At 36.1% G+C, this 26,387-nt stretch carries 16 protein-coding genes and 1 pseudogene; all 17 read right to left on the reverse strand.

Annotation, left to right across the window (positions count from 1 at the left end; all coding sequences use genetic code 11):
* Positions 1 to 5: 5 nt before the first annotated feature.
* Positions 6 to 503, reverse strand: coding sequence for a chemotaxis protein CheW (locus tag P0092_RS15655; protein ID WP_004616577.1), 498 nt, complete (start codon positions 501 to 503; stop codon positions 6 to 8).
* Positions 504 to 528: 25 nt separating this feature from the next.
* Positions 529 to 2,525 (reverse strand): annotated as a pseudogene (locus P0092_RS15660) (chemotaxis protein CheW).
* A gap of 85 nt (positions 2,526 to 2,610) precedes the next feature.
* On the reverse strand, positions 2,611 to 3,009 hold the full coding sequence (locus P0092_RS15665; protein WP_051131985.1) for a response regulator: 399 nt from the start codon (positions 3,007 to 3,009) through the stop codon (positions 2,611 to 2,613).
* Positions 3,010 to 3,170: 161 nt separating this feature from the next.
* Complete coding sequence (locus tag P0092_RS15670) at positions 3,171 to 3,815, reverse strand: MBL fold metallo-hydrolase (RefSeq protein ID WP_004616574.1); 645 nt, start codon at positions 3,813 to 3,815, stop codon at positions 3,171 to 3,173.
* 129 nt (positions 3,816 to 3,944) lie between these two features.
* Positions 3,945 to 4,586: a PilZ domain-containing protein gene (locus P0092_RS15675; protein WP_004616573.1), complete on the reverse strand. Its 642-nt coding sequence runs from the start codon at positions 4,584 to 4,586 to the stop codon at positions 3,945 to 3,947.
* A 188-nt stretch (positions 4,587 to 4,774) separates the two neighbouring features.
* On the reverse strand, positions 4,775 to 5,863 hold the full coding sequence (locus tag P0092_RS15680) for a GGDEF domain-containing protein (protein ID WP_004616572.1): 1,089 nt from the start codon (positions 5,861 to 5,863) through the stop codon (positions 4,775 to 4,777).
* 252 nt (positions 5,864 to 6,115) lie between these two features.
* Positions 6,116 to 10,588 carry an endo-1,4-beta-xylanase gene (locus tag P0092_RS15685; RefSeq protein WP_004616571.1) on the reverse strand — a complete coding sequence of 1,491 codons (4,473 nt, stop codon included), beginning with the start codon at positions 10,586 to 10,588 and terminating at the stop codon, positions 6,116 to 6,118.
* Between the two features lie 119 nt (positions 10,589 to 10,707).
* Positions 10,708 to 13,854 (reverse strand): glycoside hydrolase family 10 protein, encoded by a 3,147-nt coding sequence (locus P0092_RS15690; RefSeq protein WP_004616570.1) that lies wholly within the window; start codon positions 13,852 to 13,854, stop codon positions 10,708 to 10,710.
* 293 nt (positions 13,855 to 14,147) lie between these two features.
* On the reverse strand, positions 14,148 to 15,038 hold the full coding sequence (locus P0092_RS15695) for a sensor histidine kinase (RefSeq protein WP_004616569.1): 891 nt from the start codon (positions 15,036 to 15,038) through the stop codon (positions 14,148 to 14,150).
* Positions 15,039 to 15,057: 19 nt separating this feature from the next.
* Positions 15,058 to 15,765 carry an ABC transporter permease gene (locus tag P0092_RS15700; RefSeq protein WP_276186965.1) on the reverse strand — a complete coding sequence of 236 codons (708 nt, stop codon included), beginning with the start codon at positions 15,763 to 15,765 and terminating at the stop codon, positions 15,058 to 15,060.
* A gap of 82 nt (positions 15,766 to 15,847) precedes the next feature.
* Entirely contained in the window at positions 15,848 to 16,771 is a 924-nt protein-coding gene (locus P0092_RS15705) for an ATP-binding cassette domain-containing protein (protein WP_004616567.1), read from the reverse strand.
* A 140-nt stretch (positions 16,772 to 16,911) separates the two neighbouring features.
* Positions 16,912 to 17,592 carry a response regulator transcription factor gene (locus P0092_RS15710; RefSeq protein ID WP_004616566.1) on the reverse strand — a complete coding sequence of 227 codons (681 nt, stop codon included), beginning with the start codon at positions 17,590 to 17,592 and terminating at the stop codon, positions 16,912 to 16,914.
* A 42-nt stretch (positions 17,593 to 17,634) separates the two neighbouring features.
* Positions 17,635 to 18,852, reverse strand: a complete 1,218-nt coding sequence (locus P0092_RS15715; protein WP_004616565.1) for a macrolide family glycosyltransferase — start codon at positions 18,850 to 18,852, stop codon at positions 17,635 to 17,637.
* Between the two features lie 2 nt (positions 18,853 to 18,854).
* On the reverse strand, positions 18,855 to 20,285 hold the full coding sequence (locus P0092_RS15720; protein WP_004616564.1) for a phosphopantetheine-binding protein: 1,431 nt from the start codon (positions 20,283 to 20,285) through the stop codon (positions 18,855 to 18,857).
* 26 nt (positions 20,286 to 20,311) lie between these two features.
* Positions 20,312 to 21,523 carry a macrolide family glycosyltransferase gene (locus P0092_RS15725; protein ID WP_004616563.1) on the reverse strand — a complete coding sequence of 404 codons (1,212 nt, stop codon included), beginning with the start codon at positions 21,521 to 21,523 and terminating at the stop codon, positions 20,312 to 20,314.
* Between the two features lies 1 nt (position 21,524).
* Positions 21,525 to 22,757: a macrolide family glycosyltransferase gene (locus tag P0092_RS15730; protein WP_004616562.1), complete on the reverse strand. Its 1,233-nt coding sequence runs from the start codon at positions 22,755 to 22,757 to the stop codon at positions 21,525 to 21,527.
* A gap of 2 nt (positions 22,758 to 22,759) precedes the next feature.
* Complete coding sequence (locus tag P0092_RS15735; protein WP_004616561.1) at positions 22,760 to 26,377, reverse strand: non-ribosomal peptide synthetase; 3,618 nt, start codon at positions 26,375 to 26,377, stop codon at positions 22,760 to 22,762.
* Positions 26,378 to 26,387 lie beyond the last annotated feature (10 nt).

The following is a 26,387-nucleotide window of genomic DNA, read 5'->3' on the forward strand; positions in this document are numbered from 1 at the left end:
GCCCCCTAATTATTAAAATTAATTAACATTTCTACATCATTTTCATTCAGTAATTTCTCACAATCCAGCAGCATTTTTACATCATTATCTACCTTGCCTATGCCTTTAATAAATCTGTTACCTGTTTTATTAAGTTCCGGTGGCGGAACTATATCCGATTCCGGTATAACAATAACTTCGGACACACTATCTACAATCAGTCCTGCCGAAAGGTCGTCAATGTCAATAACAATAACACAAGTCCTGTCATTATACTCCTTGAAAGGCTTCTTAAACCTTAATCTTACATCAATTACCGGAATTATCTTTCCTCTTAGATTAATGATACCCCGGACGTACTCCGGCAGTTCAGGAACCTCAGTTATAGGTTGTATCCCTATGATTTCCGTCACATGCCTTATTTCTATTCCATAGAATTCCTTTCCCAACAGAAATGTAAGAAACTTGTCTTTCTGAGTATCTTCATCCTGCTGGTGCATTTCTTGACCTACTGCATTTTCCATAATTCCAGCTCCTTTTTATTAAGCTTTATAGTTTATTTGTCATAATCAGCCGGGATACATCAAATATAAGACTTATATTTCCGTCCCCCAGCAAAGTACATCCCACAAAATCAGACTTCTGATATATTTTCTTAATATATGGAGGAAGTGCTTTAACAACCACCTGCTGCTGGCCCAGCAATTCATCAGCAAAGATGCATATGGATCTGTCATCCTGTTCAACCATTAACAATATTCCTCGGTCAAATTCAGTTATTTCTGTTTTTATCTTATAAATGTTGTGGAGTCTGTATATGGGATAACATATTCCTCTTACCATTATCATCTCGTTTTGGTCAGGGTCAGTAATTAAGTCTTTTTTACCCGGTCTGAAAGACTCCTTGATAGCTGTTGTAGGAATTGTAAACCTTGAGTTGCCTACCTTTATGTTCATACCATCAATAATTGCAAGGGTAAGAGGAATTTTAAGCGTAATTATGGTACCTTTACCTTGGGTACTGTCAACAGACACACTTCCTCCAACTGCTTCAATATTCTTTGCAACTACATCCATTCCCACACCTCTGCCTGAATATTCAGTGATGTTATTGTTTGTAGTAAAACCGGGAAGAAAAATCAAATTGTATATTTCCCTATCCGACATTTCATTTTCAGGTTTGTGTATAAGACCGTTTTCTCTTGCTTTATTCATTATTGAGTTTTTATCAAGTCCTTGACCATCGTCTTTCACCATAATCAAAACATCACTACCGGAATTTTTAGCTTCAAGGGTTATAGTACCCATCTCCGGTTTTCCTGCCGACAATCTGTCCTTGGCCGTTTCTATTCCGTGGTCTATGGAATTTCTTATGAGATGCATTAATGGGTCAGATATATGCTCAATGATATTTTTATCAACTTCTGTGTCTTCTCCGATTAACACCAGATCTGCCCTTTTATCAAGCTTTTTGCACATATCACGTACAATCCTGTGCATTTTGTGAAAAGAAGTTCCAAAGGCACCATTCTTATAGACATTACCATTTGCTGAATTTCATTATGTATTTTCCGCATCTGTCTTGCTGCCTTATAAAAATCCGGCAGCTCTAAATTATTTAAATCAGGATTTTGCGTAACCATTGCTTCGGCAATAACCATCTCTCCTACAAGGTCCATCAGTGTATCAAGCTTTGAGACACTGACACTTATCATACTTTGATGTGTGTTGTTACATGTTTTCATTCCTTCTTGGGATTTGCAAATTGTCTCGTCATGCTTTCTGCAATCTCGACTATTATTGTGAACCAATTCCAAATCTTTCAGAAAAATTATTTGACTGAAAAAATTTTGTAATTCTTCATATGTCTTGTCTGAGTTAAAGAATATTTTGAAACCGTTTTTATGTATAATATTGGAGCTGTTATCATCGTCTATAATGTCTTGCGGTATATAATAAAAATCCTCTGTGATCTGCTTTAGATTATGAATAACCGAATATGCACGGATATTCTCCATTTCACAGCCATCTTCAAATCGGATTACCGCCTGAAATTCTTTTGTACAAGTGCTTTCTAACGCATTTTCCTGCTTTACATAAACGCTATCTTGATTTACCGATTCTTTAACTTTACTGTCTCGTTTAATGTAACTTAAAAGGTCTCTTATACCTGATATAAGATTATCCGCCTTCCCATCAGCAGTTTCGTTTCGTTTAATCTTTTGAAGTTCAACCTTAATAAAATCCACACCATCGAGAACTATATCAGAAATGGCAGAAAAATTCACATATTGATTTCTTTCTTCACGGATAAAATAGAACAAATCCTCAAGAGCATGTGCCAAAGTTGATATATTATTGAATAGCATCATCGCAGAAGAACCTTTTATAGTATGCATTATTCGAAATATTTCATTTATGGTTTCACAAGTATAATTACCGACTTTTTCACTTTCAATTATAATAGTTTCAAGCTGTTCTATAAGTTGGTCTGACTCATACAAATATATCTCAAGCATTGGTTCATTACTTGGTTGCTCTGACATAATGTACCTCCACCCGTAATTGCGGGTACAAATTAATGATATTATTTTCTTTAGTAAAATAAGGTGAATAAGTTAAAAAAGAGAGTTACAATTCAACAATTTTTCTTAATGTGTTAATAACATTCTCGTCTTTATATGGCTTAACAATAAAGCTTATAGCTCCATTTAATATGGATTCTCTTACCTGAGCTTCCTGTCCCATAGCTGAAACCATTACTACCTTTGCGTTGGCATTGATTTGCCTTATTGCTTTCAAAGCCTGCAAACCGTCCATTTCCGGCATTGTAATATCCATTGTTACCAAATCGGGCATAAATTCCCTGTACTTATTAATAGCTGCAAGACCGTTGTCAGCTTCACCTACAACCTCAAAATCATTTCTTTCAAGTAATAGTCTTAATGAAGTACGCATAAAAACAGTGTCATCAACAACAAGAACTTTTTTTCTCATTTTATGTATCCTTTCATTTAAGACGAAATTCATAAATGAATTTCGCCTGATAAATAAGTTATTATTTAATTACATAATTAGTTTACCATTAACTTTATACGGTTTACTAAATTTAACTTATGTTTACATGCATATTATAGTTTTATCCAATATTTATGTCAACTATTTAGTTTTTAACAAAAGATATAAATTTTTCAGAAAAGTTTCAGACACGGTCCGTGACCAGGCATCAGATAATTTAAATGCAAGGCTGAAAGGTCTCTTTTTAGCCGTTCCAGAGCTTCCTGAGACGGTACCTTGTGTAAGTTGATATTTTGAATTTCCTCATTTATTGCTGAATTCTCCATGGACTTTTGGATTGTACCGGTTCTGATAAATAAATCACTGCTGTACAGTATTCCCTGATTTGCTTCGACCATAATTAAGCCCTCCCAAAGATGCATTTCTGAAGGGTATGATATGAATTCAAACAAGCTGTCTCCGATTTTCATTTTATCCTGAGGATTAACAACTGCAATATTTGAAGTAATGCCAAAGCCCATCAGCTGTCTTGCCGTTATCTGGGAACATATAGCTTTTATTTGGGGATAGTAATTTTTTAAAAGGGCCAGACCGCCACACTCATCTGATTCAAAATGTGAAATAAACACGTATTCTAAAGGACTACTTCCTATCACTTCCTGAATTTTGGGAATTAACACTTCAGTTCTGTCAATGGCTCCTGTATGAATCAACATTGGAATTGGAGTTAAAACAAGAAACTGATTGAATGACAGATCGATTGCATCAACATAACTATTAAAAAGGTATACGTTATCCATTACTTTGTATTCTTTCATAATAATCTCCCTATTTGACACTTATTTTTAATGAATTAATATTAGTGTACATAAATTCAATAAAAAATATTGGTATAAACTATTTCCAATACCAATATCCAATAAATCTGTTCTTATATTTATTACATACTAAAACTTAAAACTTGCACTTAGCAAATGTCTGTACATAATCTCTTTTTCACTGAGTATAAAAGATGTTAATTGATTCTGTGTAGCATACATAGAATTTTTATCTCTGTGCATCAGCTGTATACCGTACTCACATCTTCCGAAATTAACGGTTTTTCTGACTATGGTTGCATCATATTTAATTACACTATTACTAAGGAATGCACTAATCTCAACCTCATCGTCTTTATTGAACTCATCTTTAGAATATATGCACATGCCTGCATAGCTGAAATCCTTTATGCATATGGGTTCTCGTTTACTGGAATTTACAAGCTTTATTTCACCTGTCAGCGAAGTAGGGAATCTCTCGTATTGTCTTCTTTCAGTTTCAAAAGCTATATTTTGAGGATTATTGGCGTGGATTATGTATTCTTCTTCTTTTGGTATGGCACCTACTATATTTCCGCCGCTTAAATAAAAAGACTCGTCACTATTAAGAAAACCAATAAGCACGGGATCTCCTTTTAGAATTTCAGCACCATTTTTTTCATCTTCACCTATCTTAACAGTGAATACTTTTTGGGTATCACCACTTACAATGGTACAGTGCATAGGCTTGACCTTATTATAATGTCTTAATACCAAGTTTAACTTTTCCATACTATCCTCCAGTACAAAAATACATAATATTAAGTTTAGGATTGTAAATTTTTGATACACTACTTCTACTTATAAAAGAATAGCATATTCTAATTTCTTGAACAAGACTATTTATGGAAAATATATTATTTATTTACATAAATTAGGATTAAATTTGTACTTTATGAAAACTATTTTATAAATTTGTATTATAAAACCTCATCTGATACAACAAGATTTCTTCCATTACGTTTTGCTTTGTAAAGAGCCTCATCAGCCCTTTCTATTATCTGTGTTATATCTGTGACTGTTTCTGGATAGGAAGATATGCCAATGGATATTGTTACATTAATCTTCCTGCCGGAGGAAACCTCAAACTCATTGTCAGCAATTATTTTACGGATTCTTTCAGCTATCTCAATAGCCATGCTGTTTGAAGCATTTTCCAGTAAAATAGAAAATTCTTCACCTCCGTTTCGCGAAATATTATCATCTGTTCTACAATTTTGTTTTAATATTTTTCCTATTTCTTTTAAGACCTTATCTCCTGACTGATGCCCATGCGTATCATTTATATTTTTAAAAAAATCTATATCTATTAAAAGTAAAGAAAATTTTTGATTATTGCTCACTGCCTTCTCTATTACAAGCCTGAATAATTTATTAAACTCTCTTACATTATTAAGTCCTGTCAGATAATCCTTGGTTGATTCCTCTTTTAGCTTTCTGAATAATAAACTCATGTTATTAAGATATATCATATACTTGTATACTGTATAACTAACGATAACAGTGCCAAGAATAAAATATGGAAATACTATTAGTAGGATTGAAATGTCTTTTTGAAAAATATAAAAGTAAGCTCCACAGCTTACAATGGTCATGTATATTGTAGAAAGGAGCCATTTTCTACCCAAGGATTTTTTCGTTTTGAAAATAAGCAGTATTCCTACTGTTACCAATGCAATAACTACTGTGCCGGTTTTAGAATACATATTGACTCCAAAATATTCAATTCTGAAGGCTCCCATTACAAGGCCTGATACAATAACAGATAATCCGCCCCCCTCTGCAGCAGCCAATAAGGCCGCTATATTTCTGAAATCCAACAGTGTCTTGTTTTGGATTCTAAAACTATACCACATTAGTAATATACCTAAAGTTCCACATGCAACACCTGCCACAAGCTTAAAAACAGGGCTGGATTGCATTACTAAATCCCGGTCCCGATAGAATTGGTTTGCTATGCTTAAAAAGGAAATAAGTATAGCTGCGTTTATTATAAGATCACTGAACATCCTTTATTCCTTCCTTATGTATATCTATTGTATATAGTTGTAGTCCCAATGAATTTCCACATTAATTTCGTTATGTAAATTTTTATTAAAATATATATTTTCACCATAACCTAGTATTTCTTCATATGAGTTCAGATATTCTTTAAGCCGTTTAGTTATTTTATTGTCAGCAATAATTATAATTATATCAAAAATTAAGCCCGGATAAAATCATCCGGGCTTTTGAATTAGTAATATTTATTTTTGTTAGCTCTATATAAGGTTTGACTCGGTTAATAATTTATTGATTACCGATGCCGTTTCAGCACGTGTAAGGTTATCTTTTGGTGCAATTACTGTCAGACTTTTACCTGACACGATTCCGGCCTTAACGCAGGCAGCAGTTGATTTTTTTGCCCATAGGGCCAAATTGTCAGAATCATTGAATTCTTTTAGTGAATCAGCTACTTCCTCGGCGGTATAAGAAGTCTTTAACCCGGTAAGCAGCATTGCTTTTGAAACTATAGTCATAGCTTCCTGACGTGTTATGTTACTCATAGCTCCAAATTCACCGTTCCCATAGCCTGAGATTATACCGTATTTATGTGCTATGGCTACAGCATCATGGTATCTGCTGCTGCTTGTTACGTCTGAAAAAATGTCTTCTCCCTCTCCGATACGATAAAGGCCCATAGCCTTCACCAAAGAATCAATGAATTCGCCTCTGGTGATAGCCATATCAGGATTAAAGTTATCATTATCATATCCTTCCATGATAAGCCTTGAGGCAATATTACCCACAGCTTTCTTTGACCAATGATTTTCAGTATCTTTGAAAGTCTTTGTACTTGATATAATTGCATATGTACTGTTTGTCAAGCTGTTTATTTTTACATAGTTTTTACCGTCTTTGCTTACTACTGTTGTAGGTACATGTGAGAAGCTGCCGTCTTTATTAAGCACTACTCCTGTTATAATCTCACCCGGTATTAAGCTGTCCTTCAATTCAATTGTTCTTGTAACATACCCGCTAAATTTGGAAACTTCAACGGTTTTAGTATCATTTGAGCATGTCACGTTAAATTCTACCGGATTAGAAGCCAACTTATAATTATTTTTATCTGAGGTCTCTTTTACAGTATTTTTAACAGCATCAGCCACTCCTGAGATACTTACATTTACCTTAATATCAGTATTGCCTTCAAATGCAGAAGCAATTTTATTAATGTCTAACCTTGAAGCCGGAAGTGTATATGTAACGTTGTCACTTTTTATCTCCAGAACCGCTTCCTTCTCGGCCATATTTTTTATGGTTTTAGGAGTTAACTGTGCGGTTACGATATCAGCTTTTGAAATTGGCTCTAATACAATTACTGTCTTTTCACCAAGGACTTCTGCAACCTTACTTTCATCTAAAACAATACTTATAACTTTTTTCCCGTCTTTATATTCATTAACAGCTTTTGCAATGGATACTTCTTTTCCGTTAACCTTACCCTTCACAGTTTCCGAAGCAGGTGTGTCATTAGACTGTGATGACGGTGCTGGTGCGCTGTCATCGCTTAGTATAAGCTCACCGTACACAGAAGTATCCTTATAACCAACTCCCGTAGTGTCATTCCAATTTCTATATCCTGTACGTGTCCCATCCTTTGCATCATTAATCTGAGCATCAAATCCGATTTTACTATTTTTTGACGGGATAATAGTTTTAAACGGTATTTTCATTTCAACAGTATAACTTGTACCTGACACTTTAACAGACGATTGGAAGCCTTCTTTTATTTGGTCAGGATTAAATGAGGTCTCATTGTTAAAGTTTACTCGGTACTGTCCGTCATCTTTCTCATATGAGGCGGTTTTACCGTTATTTTCATCAACAAATACTTCTACAGAGTCATGCTCCCAAGGATTTGCACTTGATTTGTCCAGTATTGAATCATATACCTTTATTAATACATACAGATTTTTATCATCCCAGAGAACCTGTGCGTTTCCTTTTGCTGTCTCCCATGCAGCATTTGCTTTGTCTATTGGTATTACCTTCGCCTTATCCCAAATACTGTCAACAAATCCATCTATTACAGGTGTACCCTTCGCAGCTGTTCCCTGCTTTATCTCTACCGTAGCCGGTGCCTCATGCTCAGCCATGTATTTATCAGGGTCAATTATTGCGTAATATGCACTTTTTGCCTGTAAATCACCGTCAAACGGCAGTGGACAATTTTCCTTTCTCCAGCTGTTACCGTCATCAAGTCCCCAAATTGTAACACGGCTTATTTTATCAGCATGAGCCTTATAGATTTTCATGAGCTGTGCATACAAGTAAGCCTGAGCATTTATCTCATCGCTGCTCTGCTTTTGGTCGCTTCCTGCGGTAATGTCCAACTCGGTAACACACACATCTACTCCCAAATCAATAAATCTTTTAAGAGATGCCTCAACATTCTGTGGTTTTGTAGAAGTATTGTAGTGTGCCTGCATACCTATGCCGTCTATCAGCAGCTCTCCTGGGTGAGTTTTCCCATAGTTTGTATTGATTTCATTTACCATGTTAGCTATAGCTTTAGATTTATTCTGATCATCATCGTTATAGTCATTATAATAAAGCTTTATATCCTTCAGATTATTCTTTTCAAGAACTTCCTTTGTAATCAGAAACGCTTGCTCTACATAATCATCACCTATGGACTGGTACCACATTGAATCTTTACGTAAGCAATTCTTCCAGTTTGAAGAGTCACCGATTCCATCTGACATAGCTTCATTAACTACATCCCATGATATAACGTCGTTACCGAAATGCTTAACAACATTTTCTATATGGGTTCTCATGTTAAGCAGAGCTTCTTCACGGGATATTGTAATATTTTTTCCAGTTTCATCTTTTTTATATTTTGTTGCATCAGCCTCATCCTGTACTCCATTCATCCATACAGGTGTTTGTTGATGCCAGACCAATACATGCCCGTGTACCTTTATGTTGTTATCTTTTGCTTTTTGTATCATTGCGTCAGCAGTTCCAAAGCTGAATACTCCTTTGCTCCGCTGCAGTGCGTCCGGCTTCATATCATTGCCCGCAGTAATAACATTGAAATGCTGCTTTAACAGCTCGAAGCTTTTTCCTGCAAGCTCACTTGGGGCTATGGCATTTCCAAAAAGAAAGTCATCTTTGTATATGTCCTTTATAGGAGTAAGGTCAGTTTGGACTGGTAGTGATACAGAACCTGAATTAACCACACTGATATCATCAATATAAAACTCCGCTTCTTTGTTATCACTTTGTAAATATACAGTTATATATCCGCTTGAAGTATCATAATAACGTTGTTTACCCTCAAACTTTACCCATCCGTCAGTGTCGGTAATTTTCTTTTTAGATAATGAAGGATATTCAACAGCACCCTCTTTATTTCCAATCTGCGAGCTGAGATCTATTTCTGCACTGCCTGAACCTGATGCCAGCTTTACCCAAACTGTCACTCTATATTCACTGCCTTGATCTATATATTTCTCTACACGCAATGACGGGCCACAGTAAGCATTTTCTCTGCCTCCGGCTACTTTAAGAGAATATCCGCCGACATCAGTATGATTGGCTTCATCAGTTACACTAAGAACTTCTTTTCCAATTCTCGGAATAAAGCCACTTTCCTTCCCGTCCTCGAAGTCAATGGTTTTCATTGAAGGTGCAGGTCCGGTTACAAGTATATCACCTATGTAAAAAGGTACTGTTTTTCCTTCATCGTTTGACTGGACTCGTACCCTGTCGTCTTTACTTGTATCTACCGTATACTTACCTTTTAATACAAAAGGTTTTCCTTTTACATAATTTGTACTTGAAATTACACCAAAACTGTTTATGCTTTGTAGAAACGCCTGTGCCCCCTCCGGTACATCAGTATCTGAATCCACATAGCCTATTACTGTTATTTCGTAAGATTTTCCGTTCTCCAGTCCTATGTCACTGAAAACAAAATCCGCACCATCATAGTTATTAGCCCTCGTATCCACATATAAAGCAGCTCCGTCTTCATTTAGCACCGTTTCGTCAACATCACCTGTAGGAAAGGTTTTTTCGGTAACAGTTGTCAGAGTAGCACCCCCGGCTTGTGTGGCTGTTCCTTTTCCGTTTGAAAAGGTTTCGTGATATATTGCTTTTACAGGTGCAGGTGCCGATGATTTTTCACCTGTAACCGTTATCTCTCCAATATAAAAAGGTACTTTTGCTCCCAAATCATCTGATTGGATTCGTATTGCAGAATCCTTACTGGTATCAACTGTATAAGTTCCTGTTAAGGTAAATTCTTTTCCAGCTACAAAATCAGCACCTGCAATCCAAGCATAGCTGTTTACAGCCTGAAGAAATGCCTGTGAACCTGATTTTACTATTGGATTTTCAGGGTCAGTTTCAGCGTCAACATAGCCCTTAACTGTTATGGTATATTTATTCCCTTCTTTCATTCCTAATTTTTCAAATGAAAAATCAGCTCCATCCCAGTTGTTCTTTCTGGGATTTACATATAAAGCGGCTCCGTCTTCATTGCCGATAAAAACTTTTCCAGTAATAGGTGTCAGGGTTGCATCTCCGGCCTGTGTAGCTGGTCCCTGTCCATGGGTAAAGTCATCATGATAGATTGTTGTAATTTCTGCTTTTACCATATTATTTAAAGGCATTACCGAAAAAAGCAGGGCTATAATCATTACAACTGATAAAACTCTTTTCCATTTTTTATTATTCCTCAAGTAAATGCACCTCCATAAAAATAGATTACCAAATATGCTGTTTGTTCTATAAATGTTTTTTCAAAGCAAAAGCCGACCCCTAAACTTTTACGGAGCCGGCTCAAAGTGAAATTCAATTATTATTTTGCGGACAATTTCTTTACTATTGCTTCTGTTTGTGAAACAGTTATATTTTCTTGTGGTGCCAACAGCTTTCCGCTTTTGCCGGATACAATTCCTGCTTTAATACAAGCAGCAACAGAACCTTTTGCCCAACCGGCAACTTTATTTGAATCCTTAAATTCCTTGAGGATTTTATTTATGTCAGCAGCTGAATAATTAACATTCTTTCCTGCTGCCTTCATTGCCTTTGCAATAATTGTCATTGCTTCCTGACGAGTAATCGTGGACTGTGGCTTAAATTCTCCGTTCCTGTATCCTGATACTATACCTTTCTGGTAAGCAACACTTACGGAAGCGTAATAGCTTGCATCCTTAGCTACATCTTTAAAGGAGTCTTTAACCTGAACATTTTTATTCAGACCCAAAGCTTTAATGACAGAATCAATAAATTCTCCTCTTGTAATGTAATTAGCTGTGTTGCTGCTTTCAGAGTTACTGAGGGTGAGAACACCATATACTGATGTATCCTGATATCCTGTTCCTGTAGTATCATTCCATGATGCAACACTCTTACGTGAACCGTCTTTAGCATCATTAATCTGAACGTCAAATCCTATTTTCATATTGTTTGATGGAGTTACTGATTTTAGAGGAATCTTCATTTCAACCGTATAATTTTTTCCTGCAACCTTTGTTGCAGATACAAATCCTGCTGAAATTGCTGCCGGATTAAATGAAGCCTCATTATCAAAGTTAACTCTGTACTGACCGTCATCATTCTCATAGTATGAAGTCTTTGCGTTGTTCTCATCCACAAATACTTCAACTGAGTCTTGTTCGTATGTGTTTGCACTCTTTTTATCAAGTTCGGAGTCACTTACCTGAACAAGTACATACAGGTTTTTATCATCCCATAAAGCCTTTGCGGTTGCTGTTGCTCCCTGCCATGCCATTTGATATGTATTAACAGGTATAGCCTGTGCTTTACTCCATACACTATCTACAGTACCGTCTATTACAGGTGTTCCAAATTTAGCTGTAGCAGATTTTGCACCTTTAGGTGTTTGCGGTTTATGTTCAGCCATGAATTTAGTTGGGTCTACAACTCCCGTAAATGCAGGTTTTGCTTGAAGATTTTTGTCAAAAGGCAAAGGATTTGTGGAGGATCTCCAGCTTGTACCGTCATCCAGTCCCCAAATAGTAACACGGCTTATATTTGCTGCGTGCTTCTTATAGATATCGAATAACTGTGCATATAAATATCCCTGTGCGTCTGCAACTTCATCTGTTAACTTGAAGTCGCTGCCTGCCTGAACATCAAGCTCTGTTATGCTTACTTCAACACCCAGAGAAATAAATCTCTCCAAGGAAAGTTCAACGTTAGAAGGATTTGTTGACATGTTGTAATGTGCCTGCATTCCTACACCGTCGATGAGAAGCTTGCCCGGGTGAGTTTTTGCATATTTTTCGTTTAATTCTTTTACCATATAATAAATAGCTTTTGATTTATTTTGATTATCATCGTTATAATCATTATAATAAAGCTTTACATCCCAATTAGGATGAGCATCCAGAACCTCTCTTGCCGCTAAAAATGCCTGTTCCATGTAGTCAGGGCCAATTGCCTGATACCACGGGCTTTGACGTAATGCAGCCTTCCAGTCTGAAGGGTTAGTAGGATTGTCATTCATACCTTCATTAACTACGTCCCATGATATTACCTTGTTGCCGTAATGCTCAACAACTGTTTTAATATGAGTTCTGAGATTTGTAAGAGCTTCCTCACGTGACAATGGTATGCTATTTCCGCTTGCATCAACCTTTGTATTTAACCATGCAGGTGACTGCTGATGCCAAACAAGGGTATGTCCGTGCATCTTGAAACCCTCTGACAAAACCTTGTCAACAAGTTTATCTGCATCAGCAAATGTAAAGTTACCCTTTGTAGGCTGTAATGCATCCGGCTTCATAGCGTTTCCTGCGGTCATTACGTTAAAGTGCTTCTTTAGAAGGTCAAGTCTTATACCTTCCATATCCTCTGCTGCTATTGCATTTCCAATAAGGAAATCCTTTTTATATACATCTTTAATAGATTTCAAATCATTTTGAATTTTAATTGGTTCTGAACCTGTTTTCTCAAGACTGATATCATCAATATAGAAGGAAGCATTGGCACTGCTCGCACTTTCTATATACATGGTAATGAATCCGCTTGAAACATTGTTGTAGCGATATGTACCCTCATACTTAACCCAACCGTCAGAAGTACCTATGGTCTTTGCTGCAAGACTCACATAAGACGCACTTCCGCCATTTCCAACCTGAGTTGAAAGTTGGAGTTGTGAGCTTTCAGGACTGATAAGCTTTACCCATGCAGTAATCTTGTATTCACTGCCCTGACTTACAAGCTTTTCAATATTCATGGAAGGGCCATGCCAGGACATGGTTCTGTTTTCTACCTTTAAAGCATATGAACCGCCATCTGTATGGTTAGCTTCTTTTGTTACGGTCAGCTTTTCTGAACCGTCTCTTCCTACAAAGCCTCCGGCTGTGTTATCTTCAAATGTTATTGTTTTAATAACTTCTGCCTTTGGTTTGTTGGAATCTTCCGGTGCTGCTTCAGAAGCCTCTTCTGTTATTGAAATGTCTCCAATATAGAACGGAACCTCTTTTCCTTCATCATTGGATTGAACACGCACTCTATCATCCTTTGAAGTATCAACAGTATACTTTCCGTTTAACGTGAAAGCCTTTCCTGCAACGAATTCTGCACCTGCCAGCCATGAGTAGCTGTTTGCAACCTGAAGAAATGCCTGTGCGCCTGCAGGAACTTTTGCATTGGAATCAACAAAACCTTTTACGGTTACGTTATAAGTCTTACCGTTTTTTAATCCGATATCTGCAAACTTAAAATCAGCAGCATCCCAGTTATTTTTTCTGTTGCTTACATATATTGCTGCTCCGTCACTATTACCATCAAAAACCTTACTTCCAACCTTTTCAATACTGGCTCCGCCGGATTGAGATACTGCTCCCTTTCCATCTGCGAAAGTTTCATGATAAGTAGTTTTCGTGTCTGCCATTACTGAGCTAAAAGGCATAACGGAAATGAGCATTGCAATGGCTAGAAGCAATGCTAAAACTTTATTTCTGTTTCTGTACATTAAATCGTCCTCCTGATTTTAAATGTTTTTAATTGCTAAAAAGCGTGCTGCTTTTCTATAGAATGATTTTTGCGGCACTATCCCCCTTTCTAAATGTAAAGCTACTTTATTAATTACTTTTAACAATTCCTTAAACTAAATGGTTATAGCAAATTCTTTTAGTGTGATATAACTTCAGAAATTAGTGTATTATTGGTATGTAATACTATATTAAAAATACTACTATTGTTTTTACAAGTCACGACTGATTTTACATAATTAGTACTGAAAAATCTTATATCTTTTTTCTGGCATTATTTTATTAATGGAAATTCAACATGAATTGTCAGTTGATTTTTGTACAAGTCTGCGCTTACATGCCCGCTCATTTCTTCTGCAAGAATTTTTACAATTGCAAGACCAAGACCTGTTGTTTTGCTTCTCGATTTGTCTCCTGTATAAAAGCGGTCAAACAGACGTGTTACATCTATCTGGGATGTGTTTTCTACAGGATTTTTTATGGATATGGCTGCCCTTTGAAATGCTGTTAGTTCAACTTCAACATTTCCGGCAGAATGTGTAAGACAATTCCTTAAAAGGTTTTGAATAATGCGAAATGTTATCTCTTTATCAGCCATAATAAATATGGGAGGTGTCTTCGTGAAGGACACTGTTAGTCCGTGTTCCTCAAAGGAGGACACACAACCTGCAAGACATTCCGTTACAAGATTTGTGAGATTAACTCTTTCAAGTTGGGGTTTGAGTTCTGAATTTAAAAGATATGAGTATTCAAAAAAATGGTCTATCAGCTGTCCAAGCTGCTGGGCATGTTTTTGTGCAATGCCAAGTCTCTTTCTCTGTTCTTCTGTCAGCTGTCCCTTTTCCATCAGTTGTTGATAACCTCTTATTGCCGTAAGAGGAGTACGTAAATCATGGGATAAATTTGCTATTAGTTCTTTAAACTGTTTCTCCTCTCTAACGCAGTCAAGACGGAGGGTTTCCTCCGCCTTTAAGCACTTATTTATATTTGAAGTCAATTGACTAAGTTCATGGTTAATCAGTTCAACTCTGACAGGCTGTCTTGTATCACCCGAAAGTCTGTTCTCCAACTGGCGGTTGATTCTCCGTAACTGAGTCTGAACAACCATAATGTAAAGAATCATCAGTAAAACTATGATTATAAGAATTCCAATTGTAATTGCCACCGCTTCACCTGACCTTCTATTACTTTATCTCCGTTTTTCTGAAAATACCACAAGTAATTATAATTACTGCAATACCAAAAATTATACTTACTGCAAACGTCTCAAGGAGTTCTCCTCCACCGGAATGTACCGTCAAAAACATTCTATTCCCTCCAAATGGAGTCAAAGAAAAAATATTGTTAACAACCTCTGACCGTGATGCTAAAGATGATATTTGTCCGCTAAGAATGGAAATAGCATAATATATTGCCACCACTAAAACAGGCTTTTTAACCGCAAATGCAATGGGCAGGCATAAGCTCAGCTGTGACATATGAACCAATATCAGCGTCCCTGCTGCTGCTATTAGCTTTGCAAAAACAGAGGCACTAATTTCAGTACCTGATTCTTTTGATAATATATTTAAAAATCCAATTGATACCGAACTCATATCAAATTTATTTCCGGAACATACTGCAATAATTGTTACCAGTGCATAAGGAAGAATAATAAACAAAACCGAGCAAAAATATACAATGGATTTACTGACTATTATCCTGCCTCTTGAGCTCCCATCAGCTATAGTGTTATGAATGGTTTTATTTTCAAAATCTCCGCAAATAAATACTCCGGCAATTACAGCTCCAAGTATACTTATAGTATTCATGTCTGAAAACATAAAGCCAATTCCCGAATATTCCCCTCCCAGATTACCCTTGTTTATAAGGTATGCAAATAATACCATCATTAGGGAGCATAATAATGTAATTGCAAATAAAACCTTTATTGCTGTTGATTTAAAAATTTTATATAAATCAGCTCTAATCATGTTAACCATTCTGTTCACCGCCAATCACTGAAATAAAGTAATTTTCAAGAGTATCCCCCTGTATTGAAAATTCAGTTATCAAAATATCATTATCGAAAATTGCCCTTGCTACTGCTTCTCTGTTATCAAGGTAATCATAAAGCTTTATTCTCTTATCCGGCATTACCTTGTAGTTAGTTGTACCTAGCCGGGTTTCCAGAACACTTGCCAGTTTTTCAGGCTGGTCGCATTCGATATAGATATGATGTTTACACTTTTCTTCCAGTTCCGACTGTGTAACAGCCTGTTTCACGACTCCCTGATGCATTATTATATAGTCGGTAGCGACCTGATAAAGCTCCGGCAGATTGTGACTGGATATCAGAATGGTCATATGCCTTTCATCACACAGTCTCTTAAGGAGCTTTCTTATTTCTACTACTCCCAAAGGGTCAAGCCCATTAATAGGTTCGTCCAGAATCAGCAATTCCGGCTCCCCCAATAATGCTATGGCTATTCCCAAGCGCTGCTTCATTCCAAGGGAAAAATTTTTAGCCTTCTTTTTTCCTGTATCAGACAGACCTACAAGCTCAAGTAATTCCTGCTCTGCGCTAACATTTGGAATACCCTTAATTATCCGATAATATCTGAGGTTTTCCTGTGCGGACATGTAAGGTATGAAGCCGGGATATTCAATCATGCACCCCATTCTTTTTCTTTGGGACTCAAGCAGCTTATCTCCCTTCTTTCCGAACAACTCCACATGGCCTCCGGTGGGAAAAGCAAGTCCGGCTGCTATTCTCATAAATGTCGTTTTACCGGCACCGTTTCTGCCTATCAATCCGTATATTCTACCTGCCTCTATAGCTACGGATATATTATCCAGTACTTTTACACCATGATAACTTTTAGACAGGCTATCTGTTTTCAATACATATTCCTTCATTTTATCACTTCCCTTTCTGCACCTTAACAGCCCATTTTTTTATACCTTTAAGAAATGTTCTGACTATGTTTTTAGTATAAAATCCAATGGTTTAGAAAAGGTTAAGTCAGGAAACAAAAATGTAAGGTTTTTGATAAGTTTTACTCTTTGTACAGGCGATAACCAAGTCCCCACACTGTTTCTATATATTCTTGCTGAGCATTTGCGGTTTTAAGTTTACTTCTTAGATTGCTCATATGAGTTTTAACTGCATTATCATCTCCAAGATAAGCTTCCTGCCAGATAGTTTCATAAAGATTTGCTTTGGTAAATACCTTATCCCTGTTCTTAATGAGTAATTCCATTATCCCGTATTCCTTGGCTGTCAAATCAAGCTCCTTGCCATTTACAATTATCCTTTTTGAATCAATGTCAACAGCCACATCTTTGTAATGTAATATTTTTTCTGACTGCGCCTTTATACGGGAGCGCCTGAGATTTGCTGAAACTCTTGCAACAACCTCACCTAAGTCAAAAGGCTTTGTTACATAATCATCCGCACCCATTTTAAGCAAATCAATTTTTAGTCCAATAGTATCTTTGGCTGAAATGACAATGACAGGTACATCTGAAAATTTACGGACTTCTTTTAATATCTCATCACCACTTTTATAGGGAAGCATAATATCAAGGAGAATCAGATCATACTGATTCTCCTTGATTTCTTTAAAGCCATCGGTTCCGGTATAAGCTGAAAATACTTCAAAGCCTTCCTCTGTAAGTATTTCCGATAACATTGAATTTACGTCTTTACTATCTTCAATAACGAGTATTTTTTCCATATTTTTTCTCCATATATTAATACTCTTAAAATTATACCAAACCTATAATATATTAACTATTCTTTTCTTTCCTACATAAAGCAGTATATCCTTAACAGCCTGTTCGGGACCACCTGCATTTATGAAAGAGTCCCTCATCCTGAGCGCATTCTCACGGTAGGAATTGTCAGTCATTATTTTTTGTACAGACTCTTTTAGTAAGTCCGAGTTTGCTTTAGATTTTTTCAAACAAATTCCACATCCCGTTCTGACAACCTGCATTGCTACATGAGCCTGTTCCTGCTGTTGAGGTATGATTATTAATGGAACTCCGTAGAATAGACCTTCCTGGGTACTGTTCATCCCTCCATGAGTCATGAAAATACTACACTCTTTTAATATTTCCAACTGGGGAACTTCAAAATAGTATTTTACTGTAAAATTTTCCGGAATTATCAAAGTGGATATGTCAATGCTCTTTCCTACTGACATTAGTACATCTATTTCCATGTTTTTGAAAGCCTCAGTGCAAGTATTGAAAAAGTCTATGTTGTTGTTGAATATGGTTCCCATGGATATGAAAAGCAGTTGTCTTTTAGTGTTTCTGTTTAGCTTTAGTTCAGGTACATTCTCTTTTCTGTACATACTGGATGGTCCTACAAACTTGTAACGTTTCATAAGTTTTTCAGATTTTGGCTGAAATTCCTTTGAGGTATATACTAAGTTTATTTCTTCCTTATTCAGCATAACATCCATCATACTGTGTACTTTTATATTATATTTACTTTCGATTGCTTTTTTTATTTTACGTACTTTTATCATGTTAGGAATATTTTTTACTGTATTAAAAGCCAGTGCCAAAACAAAACCGGCAGTCAAAATAAATCCGTCGGGCTCCAATGCTATAGTTGTAAAAGTATTAATTGCAGGTATATTTGTAATTTGGGCCAAATGTTTTCCCCAAGGACACATAGTATCATGTATTATATATGCAGGTTTATCTCTTTTCACATCCTCTATTAATTCATCCAGTATTAATTCACTCAAGTCAAGATGAACTCTGAACAAATCCGTAATATTATATGTCACATAATTTTCATCAAGATAAAATTTACTGCTGTATCTTCTGAATACAGCTCCTGTACTTTCAATCTTTTCTCTGAAACTATCAAGGTTATAATATATAACCTCCTCCCCGTTTTTCACCAACTCCTGTACGAGTCCTAAACTGGGATTTACATGGCCATGAAAAGGAATGTTGAAAAAAAACACCTTGGACATATCTATTTTCCTCCTTTATAGCCTGTTTCAAATTCCCTGCAAATCTCCCTTAATAATTCTTCTTCACTATTTCCAGCCGTTCTTATGGTTTCTATTACTTTCTGAAATGAAGCCATTAAATCCTCAAAGTTCACTTCAGCCGGATTAAAATTAAACCTCAACATTTTTTCTAAATCAAAGAATGTAAGCCTTGCAGTATTCATCTTCTCCACCAGTTTATTAAATTTATTCAATAAGTCCTCTAATTTTGCTGATGTGTAGTATTTCCCTGTAATATATTTAAACCTGTCATAAAGTCCTTTTTTATGTTCGTATAATAAATGAATACTTCTATAATCAATTGCAGGCATTATGTCCCCTAGCATCTTTTCCTTAAACTGCTCTACCATCCCCTTAACATCCAATCCGTGTAGAATGTCTCTGCCAAGCTTTTCAAGGCTTTCAACCATTGCGTTGTATATTTTGGGGCCATAAATCAAATCAGTACACATTTGCTGTTCTTCCAAAGGTATAAGTTTTTCAATTCTGGATTTATCCAGATTTGAGCCATCCAAGTATTTATATATTTCTTCCATAAATTTATTTAAATCAAATTTGTATTCCCCTACCGTTGACTTTGGTGTCAGCAGTTGTATTGCTTCCGTCTCTGCCCACGGTGCAGTTAGCTTATAATTTGTCTTAGCCGATTCGTATGCTTTGGCAAAATCATCGTAATCAAATTCAAGTTCTTTGAACATCATATTTGTGTCAAAACCCAGACCCATTAATTTTCTTTCTGCTTTATCGTAGCCAAAAACCATTGATTGGTGAACATAGTGATGTTCGTTGAAGCTGCCTTTCTGAGGTAAGTAATACTCATCAAGATTTATTGTAAGATATGTGCCTGCGTCAACGCTCTTTTCAACAAAATCAAGAATATCAGACTGTTGGTCAGCATATGTAAGGTATTTTTCGTCAAATATATCTTCAAAGTTGTTTTTTGGCTCCAAAAACTCTAATCTTGAAAAACTGTTATTGTATGTAATGAAAAATAATTGAATATAGTGTTGATAAAACCATGTATAATACCTTTCGTCAGATAAAATAGCACATAGGGGAATTGACCGATGCAAATATGTTGTTATATCCCTTTGATATTTTATTTTCAGTTTTTTTCCTTGTGTTTTATGGAGCATAACTGTGACTTTTTCTATATCTCCAGCAGTATGCATATTTTTGACTATTTCTGAAATTGTCCTATGGTTAAAAATGTCGTTGGGTGTGACCTGAATACCCTTTTCCAAACATATGTCCGTTATCATTTCAGCTTTAAATGAGTCTCCTCCCAAATCAAAGAATCTGTCATTTACGTCTAATGTCTTTACATGCAGTACTTCCTTCCAGATGTTTGCCAGTATCTCCTCAATTTGCCCTACACTCTGTTTTTCTTTCATAAATATCCAACACCCTTTCTCTAAAATTATGTCATCCTATCAATGCTTTTTATATAAGAAAATATCTCCTCCGCCGCTTGTTCCGGCCCGCCTGCTTTTAAAAATGAAGCCTTCATTTTATCAGCATTTTTAACATAGGAATGGTCAGAGGTTATTTTTATATAACTTTCTTTTAATGACTCCGGTGTAACTTCCGACATATCAAGATAGATTCCGCTTCCTGTTTCAGCCACTCGCTTAGCCATATGAGCCTGCTCCAACTGCTGTGGTACAACAATCAACGGGATTCCATTCATTAGTCCTTCATGGACGCTGTTCATTCCACCGTGTGTAATAAACACATTACATGCTTTTAGTACTTCTAATTGGGGTATCTCATAAAAATGCTTCACGGTAAAGTTTTCGGGAATTGTAAGGGAAGATATATCTATTTTCTTACCAACCGACATGACAACATCCATATCCATGTTGCCAAAAGCCTTTATACATTTTAAAAAGAACTCCCAGTCATTATTAAACACAGTACCAAGAGAAATAAAAAGTAAAGGTCTGCCTTCCGACCTGTTTAGTCTGAAAGCTTTTATTTTCTCCTTCCTATACATACTTACAGGCCCTACAAATTTGTAATCATCCCCAAACTTTTCAGAATACGGTTGGAAAGTTCGCGACGTAAATACCAGTGTTAAAGCCTCTTTATTGTCAATAATATCAATTAAACCTTTTGTTTTAATATTGTATTTCTTTTTTAACCTCCCGGAAATTTTACGGATATCTATCATTCGTGGAATATTTTTGAGTATCAAAAATGCAACTGCCAAAACTAAACCAACTGTCTTTAAAATGCCTTCGGGTCTTTCTACAAATGTTGTATATATATTGACAGCAGGTATATTATAGGCCTGTGCCGCATGTTTTCCCCAAGTAGACATAAAATCATGGATTATGTAATCAGGCCTGTCCCGTTTCATATCGTTATAAATTTTTTCCATTATAAGTTCACTTAACTCCATGTGAACTCTCAATATTTCAATATTGTTATGTGTAACAAAATCATCATTCAGGTAAAATTTATCTCCGTAACTTCTGAATACAGCTCCCGAGCTCTCAATCTTTTCCCTGAAGCTGTCAGTACAGTAGTATATGACCTCTTCCCCTTTTTCCACCAGTTCTTTGGCAAGTCCCACACCGGGATTAACATGGCCGGAAAATGGTATGCTGAAAAAAAATACTTTTGACATATTAGCCTCCAATTTCAGATACAGAAAAATGTATTTTCTTCTGTTTTACGTATGTAAATATCTCCTTGACTCCTCTTTCAGGGCCTCCGGCATCAATAAAGGAATCTCGCATTTTCAATGCATTTTCCCTATATGAATGGTCGGACATAATTTTTTCTACCGATTGTTTAAGCAAATCCGGTGTGATTTTGGAATTTTTCAGGCAAATGCCGCTTTTAGTTCTAACCACCTGCATTGCAACATGAGCCTGTTCCTGTTGCTGAGGTATTATAATCAATGGAACACCATTGTAAAGGCCTTCATGAGTACTGTTCATTCCACCATGTGTCATGAAAATACTACATTCTTTAAGTACCTCCAACTGTGGAATTTCGTTATAGGGCTTTACTTTAAAGTTTTCAGGAATTGAAAGAGAAGGTATATGAATGCTCTTACCCACAGACATTAGCACATCCATCTCCATATTCCCGAAAGCCTCTGTGCATTTATCAAAAAATTCCCTATTGTTATTGAATATTGTACCCATGGAAATAAACAATAAAGGTCTGTTTCCTCGTTTGTCAATATTAAACTGGGGAATTGCTTCTTTTCTGAACATACTTGTAGGCCCTATAAATTTATATTCATTGCCCAGTGCCTGCCGATTGGGCTGGAATAGGTCAGATGTGTAAACCAGATTCAGACCCTGCTTGTTGCATAAAATATCAACAAGGCTTTCGATACGTACGTTATACTTATTCTTTAAATCTTTTCTTATTTTTTGTATTTTTAATACGTTTGGTATATTGGTTATCATAGCCATAGCAAAACTTAGAATAAAGCCAATGGTAAGTAAAAATCCGTCAGGTGCCAGTACTAGTGTAGTAAAAGTGTCAATTGCAGGTATACCCGCAGCTGCTGCCGCACATTTGCCCCATGTTGCCAAAGAGTCATGTACTATGTAATCCGGCTTGTCTCTTTCAATGTCACATAGCAGTTTATCCATTATTAATTCCGTGAGTTCCATGTGAACTTTGAATAATTCAGTCAAGTTATAGGTTACAAAACTATCGTCCAGATAAAATTCATCTCCGTAGCTTCTGAACTCTGCCCCTGTACTTTCAATCTTTTCCTTAAAACTGTCTATTCCGTAATATATAACTTTCTCTCCCTTTTTCACCAGTTCTTGTGCCAGTCCCAAACTTGGGTTAACGTGTCCGTGAAAAGGAATATTGAAAAAGAACACTTTTGACATACTTATCTTCCTCCGCTAAGGTTGTTCTTTATTTCTGTATAAATCTGCCTGAGTAATATCTTTTCTTCGTCTCCCGCTGACTTAACGGCAGACGTCATTTGCAAAAAGGACTGGAACAGCTCATTAAAATCTGTTGTACTAGGATCAAAGCCGGCGTTAAACATACTCTCTAAATCGAAGAATGTAAGTCTTGCAGTATTGAGTTTTTCTATAATCTTCATATACTTATCCGTGAACCGATTTAACATTTCCGAAGAAGCAAAATTATTAATAATATATCTTAATCTGTTGTAAATACACTTTTTATGCTCATAAAGCAGGTGCATGCTTCTATAGTCCATAGAAGGCATGATATCAGCCACCGCTTTTTCTTTGCACTGCTCGATAATATTCTGTACGTCCAGCCCCTTCATAATATCACCGCCCAGCTTTTCGAGGCTTTGCACTATGACATCATATACTTCAACACCATATTTTAACTCACCAAAAGTATTCATTTCATCAGAAGCCACCAGCTTATTAATTTTATCGCTGTTTACGGGCGAGGAAGTCAGGTAGTTGTCAATACTTTCAAGCACACTTTCAATGTCTAATTCATAGTCTTTGTCAAATTCCCTGGGAATAAGCAGTTGTACTGCTTCCGTTTCGGCCCAGGGTGCAAATACTCCATAATGTACCTTTGCTGATTCATATGCATCAACAAAATCCTTGAAATCAAAAGTAATTTCATTAAATATCATTTCAGAGTCAAACCCTATTGCCATAAGCTTTTTTTGTATATCGTCATAGCCGTATATAAGAGAGGGGTGTACAAAGTGATTTTTTCCGTAACTCCCCTTCTGTGGAAGGCAATATTCGTCTATATGTACTGAAACATACACCCCTGAGTCAATTTTATCCTTTATAAATTGCAGAATATGAGGTACTTCCTCAAATTTCAAAAATACCTCTTGAAATACGTCATTGTAATTATTTTTTTCTTCAAGAAATTCGAGTCTGGAAAAACCATTTTGGTATGTTATTGAGAATATTTCAATATAGTGCTGATAAAACCATTTGTAGTTTTCTTCACAAGAAAGTATGGCGCATAGAGGCAGCGACCTGTGTAAATAGGTTGTTATCTCACGCTGAAGGTTTATTTTCAGCTTTTTAGTGCCGACCTGTTCATTAAAAATAGTATCTGTGTTTACATGATTATCACACTTTATTGTATCAAAATTAACATTTTGCACTATTTTTGCAACGGTTTTGTAAGTAAAAATATCCTTTGCAGATATCTTTATCCCTTTTTCTAAACATAATTCAGATATTTTCACGGCTTTCATGGAATCTCCGCCAATGTCAAAAAATCTATCATTTACTCCTATTTTTTCTAAGCCCAATACTTCCTGCCAAAGGGCTGTAAGCTTTTCTTCTTTAATGTTAGCAGGTGCTGAGTATTCCACTCCTGTATCTATATTTTTTGTATATTTGGCAAGTTCATTTCGGTCTGCCTTTCCGTTTTGCATCAGCGGAATTTCAGGAAGGCCTATATATTGCGAAGGTATCATATATTCCGGCAGCATACCAGATAGGTAATCTCTGAGTTCTACAGCAGTCAAATCCCTGTCCGAAACAATATATGCACATATGTATTTGCTGCCTTTTGTATCATCATTGACCATTACAATACATTCCCTGACAGGCTCATAGCTTAACAGACTGTTTTCTATCTCACCCAGTTCTATTCTGAAACCTCTCACTTTCACCTGATAATCAGCTCTGCCCAAAAACTCAATATTCCCGTCATCAAGCCATTTAGCCAAATCGCCTGTTCTGTAGATAGTAATTGAAGCATTATTAATTGGTATAGAAATAAATTTTTCTTCAGTTAATTGCGGACGTTTTAGATAACCTCCCGTAATACCTGCACCTGAAACACATAATTCACCGGGAACACCCACAGGAACAAGGTTTAAATCCTCATTTACAATAAATACACTATGGTTTGCTATAGGCTTTCCAATAATCGATGTAGTGTCACGGGTCATTCCTTTATATGATGTAGAGGCAATTGTATTCTCAGTCGGGCCATATTCATTGGATATCATAATTTCAGGATTTATGTAATTACTCATATCTATGAGACTCTCGTCGGCCTTTTCCCCTGCAAGAGTAACAAATCTGATATTACTTAGCTGTTCTTTCTTTGCCCCATCAAGAATAGCTCTGTACATAGATGGTACAAGACACATATTTGTTACTCTTCTATCCTGTAATACAGTTCTTATAAAGCTGTAATTCATCCTGCTATCTTCTTCTATAATTACAAGTGTCCCGCCGGACAACAGACTGGAATAAAAAATAGAACCAAAGCCGTCAAAGGCAACCGACAGCAGTTGAAGGGATACATCCTTTTTATTGTAGTTATAATTTCTAATACGCCAATTTGCGAAATTTACCATGTTCCTGTGTTTTACCAGTACACCTTTAGGTGTACCTGTTGAACCTGATGTATATATAACACATGCCAAGTCCTCTGGCTCGTTTACTTCCTCAAGGTCTTCATCATTTACAGGATACAGCTCATCATTATCTATATGTATAATTTCTCCATTAAATTGAACCTTATCTGCAATATCACTATGTGTTAATAGTATATCGGTTTCACTGTCTTCCAGTATCAGGTTTATCCTATTCTGAGGATAATCGGGGTCAATGGGAAGATATGCTCCTCCTGCCTTTAATACAGCCAGTATGCCAACTACCATCTCATAGGATTGGCGAGGCATTATAGCTATAATACTGTTGGGCCTAACTCCTTTTTTCCTTAGCAGCCTTGCCAGTCTGTTGGATTTTTTATTTAATTCTTCAAATGTGATATTTTGTGCAATACATTTGCCCTCGTACTCTGAAACACAGCTTACTGCCGTATTATCCGGTGTAAGTGCAGCCTGCTTTTCAAACATCTTATAAAGAGAAGTATTACTTTCTTGGTATATTACTGTGGTATCATTAAAAGCTTTAACTATTTTTTCACGTTCCTCAGCTGTAATAAGTTCTATTTCAGCTATTGGGACATTCTGATTTGAAAGAAGCTGTTCCAATATGTAAAGATAGGATTTTTGAAACAAAATTGCACTTATATCCTTAAGCTTGCTTGAATTATATGTAATCTGTACATTTATACAGTCATCAGTTTTATAAAAACTAAAAACAAGGTCATTTTCTACGCAGTTTACTATTTCGTTTTCATTAATAGTGTGCATGTTTTTGTAAATTAATACAACTTTTAACAAAACCCCACTATCCACGGGACAGTACCGTTTTTTACAATTTGCAGTTATTTCCTGAGTTATATTTTCCAAATAATCTGCGATAGTCATTTTACCCTGTACACAGGAATAAAACTCATTTATCCCCTCCAAAAGAGGTATACCCACAAGAATATCTTTTTGATTGATGTATTTATAAAGAAGGATATTTATAGCTGCCGTGAGTTTTGTGAAAACATTAATATCTTTATCTTCTTCAACGCAGCATAGTTTATAAGTCAACTCTCTGCTTATTTCAAATTGAAATCTTTCTCTTCTGTTACCCGTTTTTCTTTCTAAAAGCTTTCCTGATACCTTCTGTTCCATTTGACAATTA

The sequence above is a fragment of the Ruminiclostridium papyrosolvens DSM 2782 genome, assembly GCF_029318685.1.
In the GTDB taxonomy this organism is placed as follows: domain Bacteria; phylum Bacillota; class Clostridia; order Acetivibrionales; family DSM-1351; genus Ruminiclostridium; species Ruminiclostridium papyrosolvens.

What these genes read in the sequence shown, in the direction of transcription:
- P0092_RS15725 (WP_004616563.1), bottom strand. Translation starts at nt 21,523, where the DNA reads ATGTCAAAAGTATTTTTTTTCAGCATACCATTTTCCGGCCATGTTAAT.
- P0092_RS15705 (WP_004616567.1), bottom strand. Translation starts at nt 16,771, where the DNA reads ATGAAGGAATATGTATTGAAAACAGATAGCCTGTCTAAAAGTTATCAT.
- P0092_RS15675 (WP_004616573.1), bottom strand. Translation starts at nt 4,586, where the DNA reads ATGGAAAAGTTAAACTTGGTATTAAGACATTATAATAAGGTCAAGCCT.
- P0092_RS15720 (WP_004616564.1), bottom strand. Translation starts at nt 20,285, where the DNA reads ATGAAAGAAAAACAGAGTGTAGGGCAAATTGAGGAGATACTGGCAAAC.
- P0092_RS15680 (WP_004616572.1), bottom strand. Translation starts at nt 5,863, where the DNA reads ATGTTCAGTGATCTTATAATAAACGCAGCTATACTTATTTCCTTTTTA.
- P0092_RS15730 (WP_004616562.1), bottom strand. Translation starts at nt 22,757, where the DNA reads ATGTCAAAAGTGTTCTTTTTCAATATTCCTTTTCACGGACACGTTAAC.
- P0092_RS15715 (WP_004616565.1), bottom strand. Translation starts at nt 18,852, where the DNA reads ATGTCCAAGGTGTTTTTTTTCAACATTCCTTTTCATGGCCATGTAAAT.
- P0092_RS15735 (WP_004616561.1), bottom strand. Translation starts at nt 26,377, where the DNA reads ATGGAACAGAAGGTATCAGGAAAGCTTTTAGAAAGAAAAACGGGTAAC.
- P0092_RS15665 (WP_051131985.1), bottom strand. Translation starts at nt 3,009, where the DNA reads ATGAATTTCGTCTTAAATGAAAGGATACATAAAATGAGAAAAAAAGTT.
- P0092_RS15655 (WP_004616577.1), bottom strand. Translation starts at nt 503, where the DNA reads ATGGAAAATGCAGTAGGTCAAGAAATGCACCAGCAGGATGAAGATACT.
- P0092_RS15710 (WP_004616566.1), bottom strand. Translation starts at nt 17,592, where the DNA reads ATGGAAAAAATACTCGTTATTGAAGATAGTAAAGACGTAAATTCAATG.
- P0092_RS15700 (WP_276186965.1), bottom strand. Translation starts at nt 15,765, where the DNA reads ATGATGGTATTATTTGCATACCTTATAAACAAGGGTAATCTGGGAGGG.
- P0092_RS15690 (WP_004616570.1), bottom strand. Translation starts at nt 13,854, where the DNA reads ATGTACAGAAACAGAAATAAAGTTTTAGCATTGCTTCTAGCCATTGCA.
- P0092_RS15670 (WP_004616574.1), bottom strand. Translation starts at nt 3,815, where the DNA reads ATGAAAGAATACAAAGTAATGGATAACGTATACCTTTTTAATAGTTAT.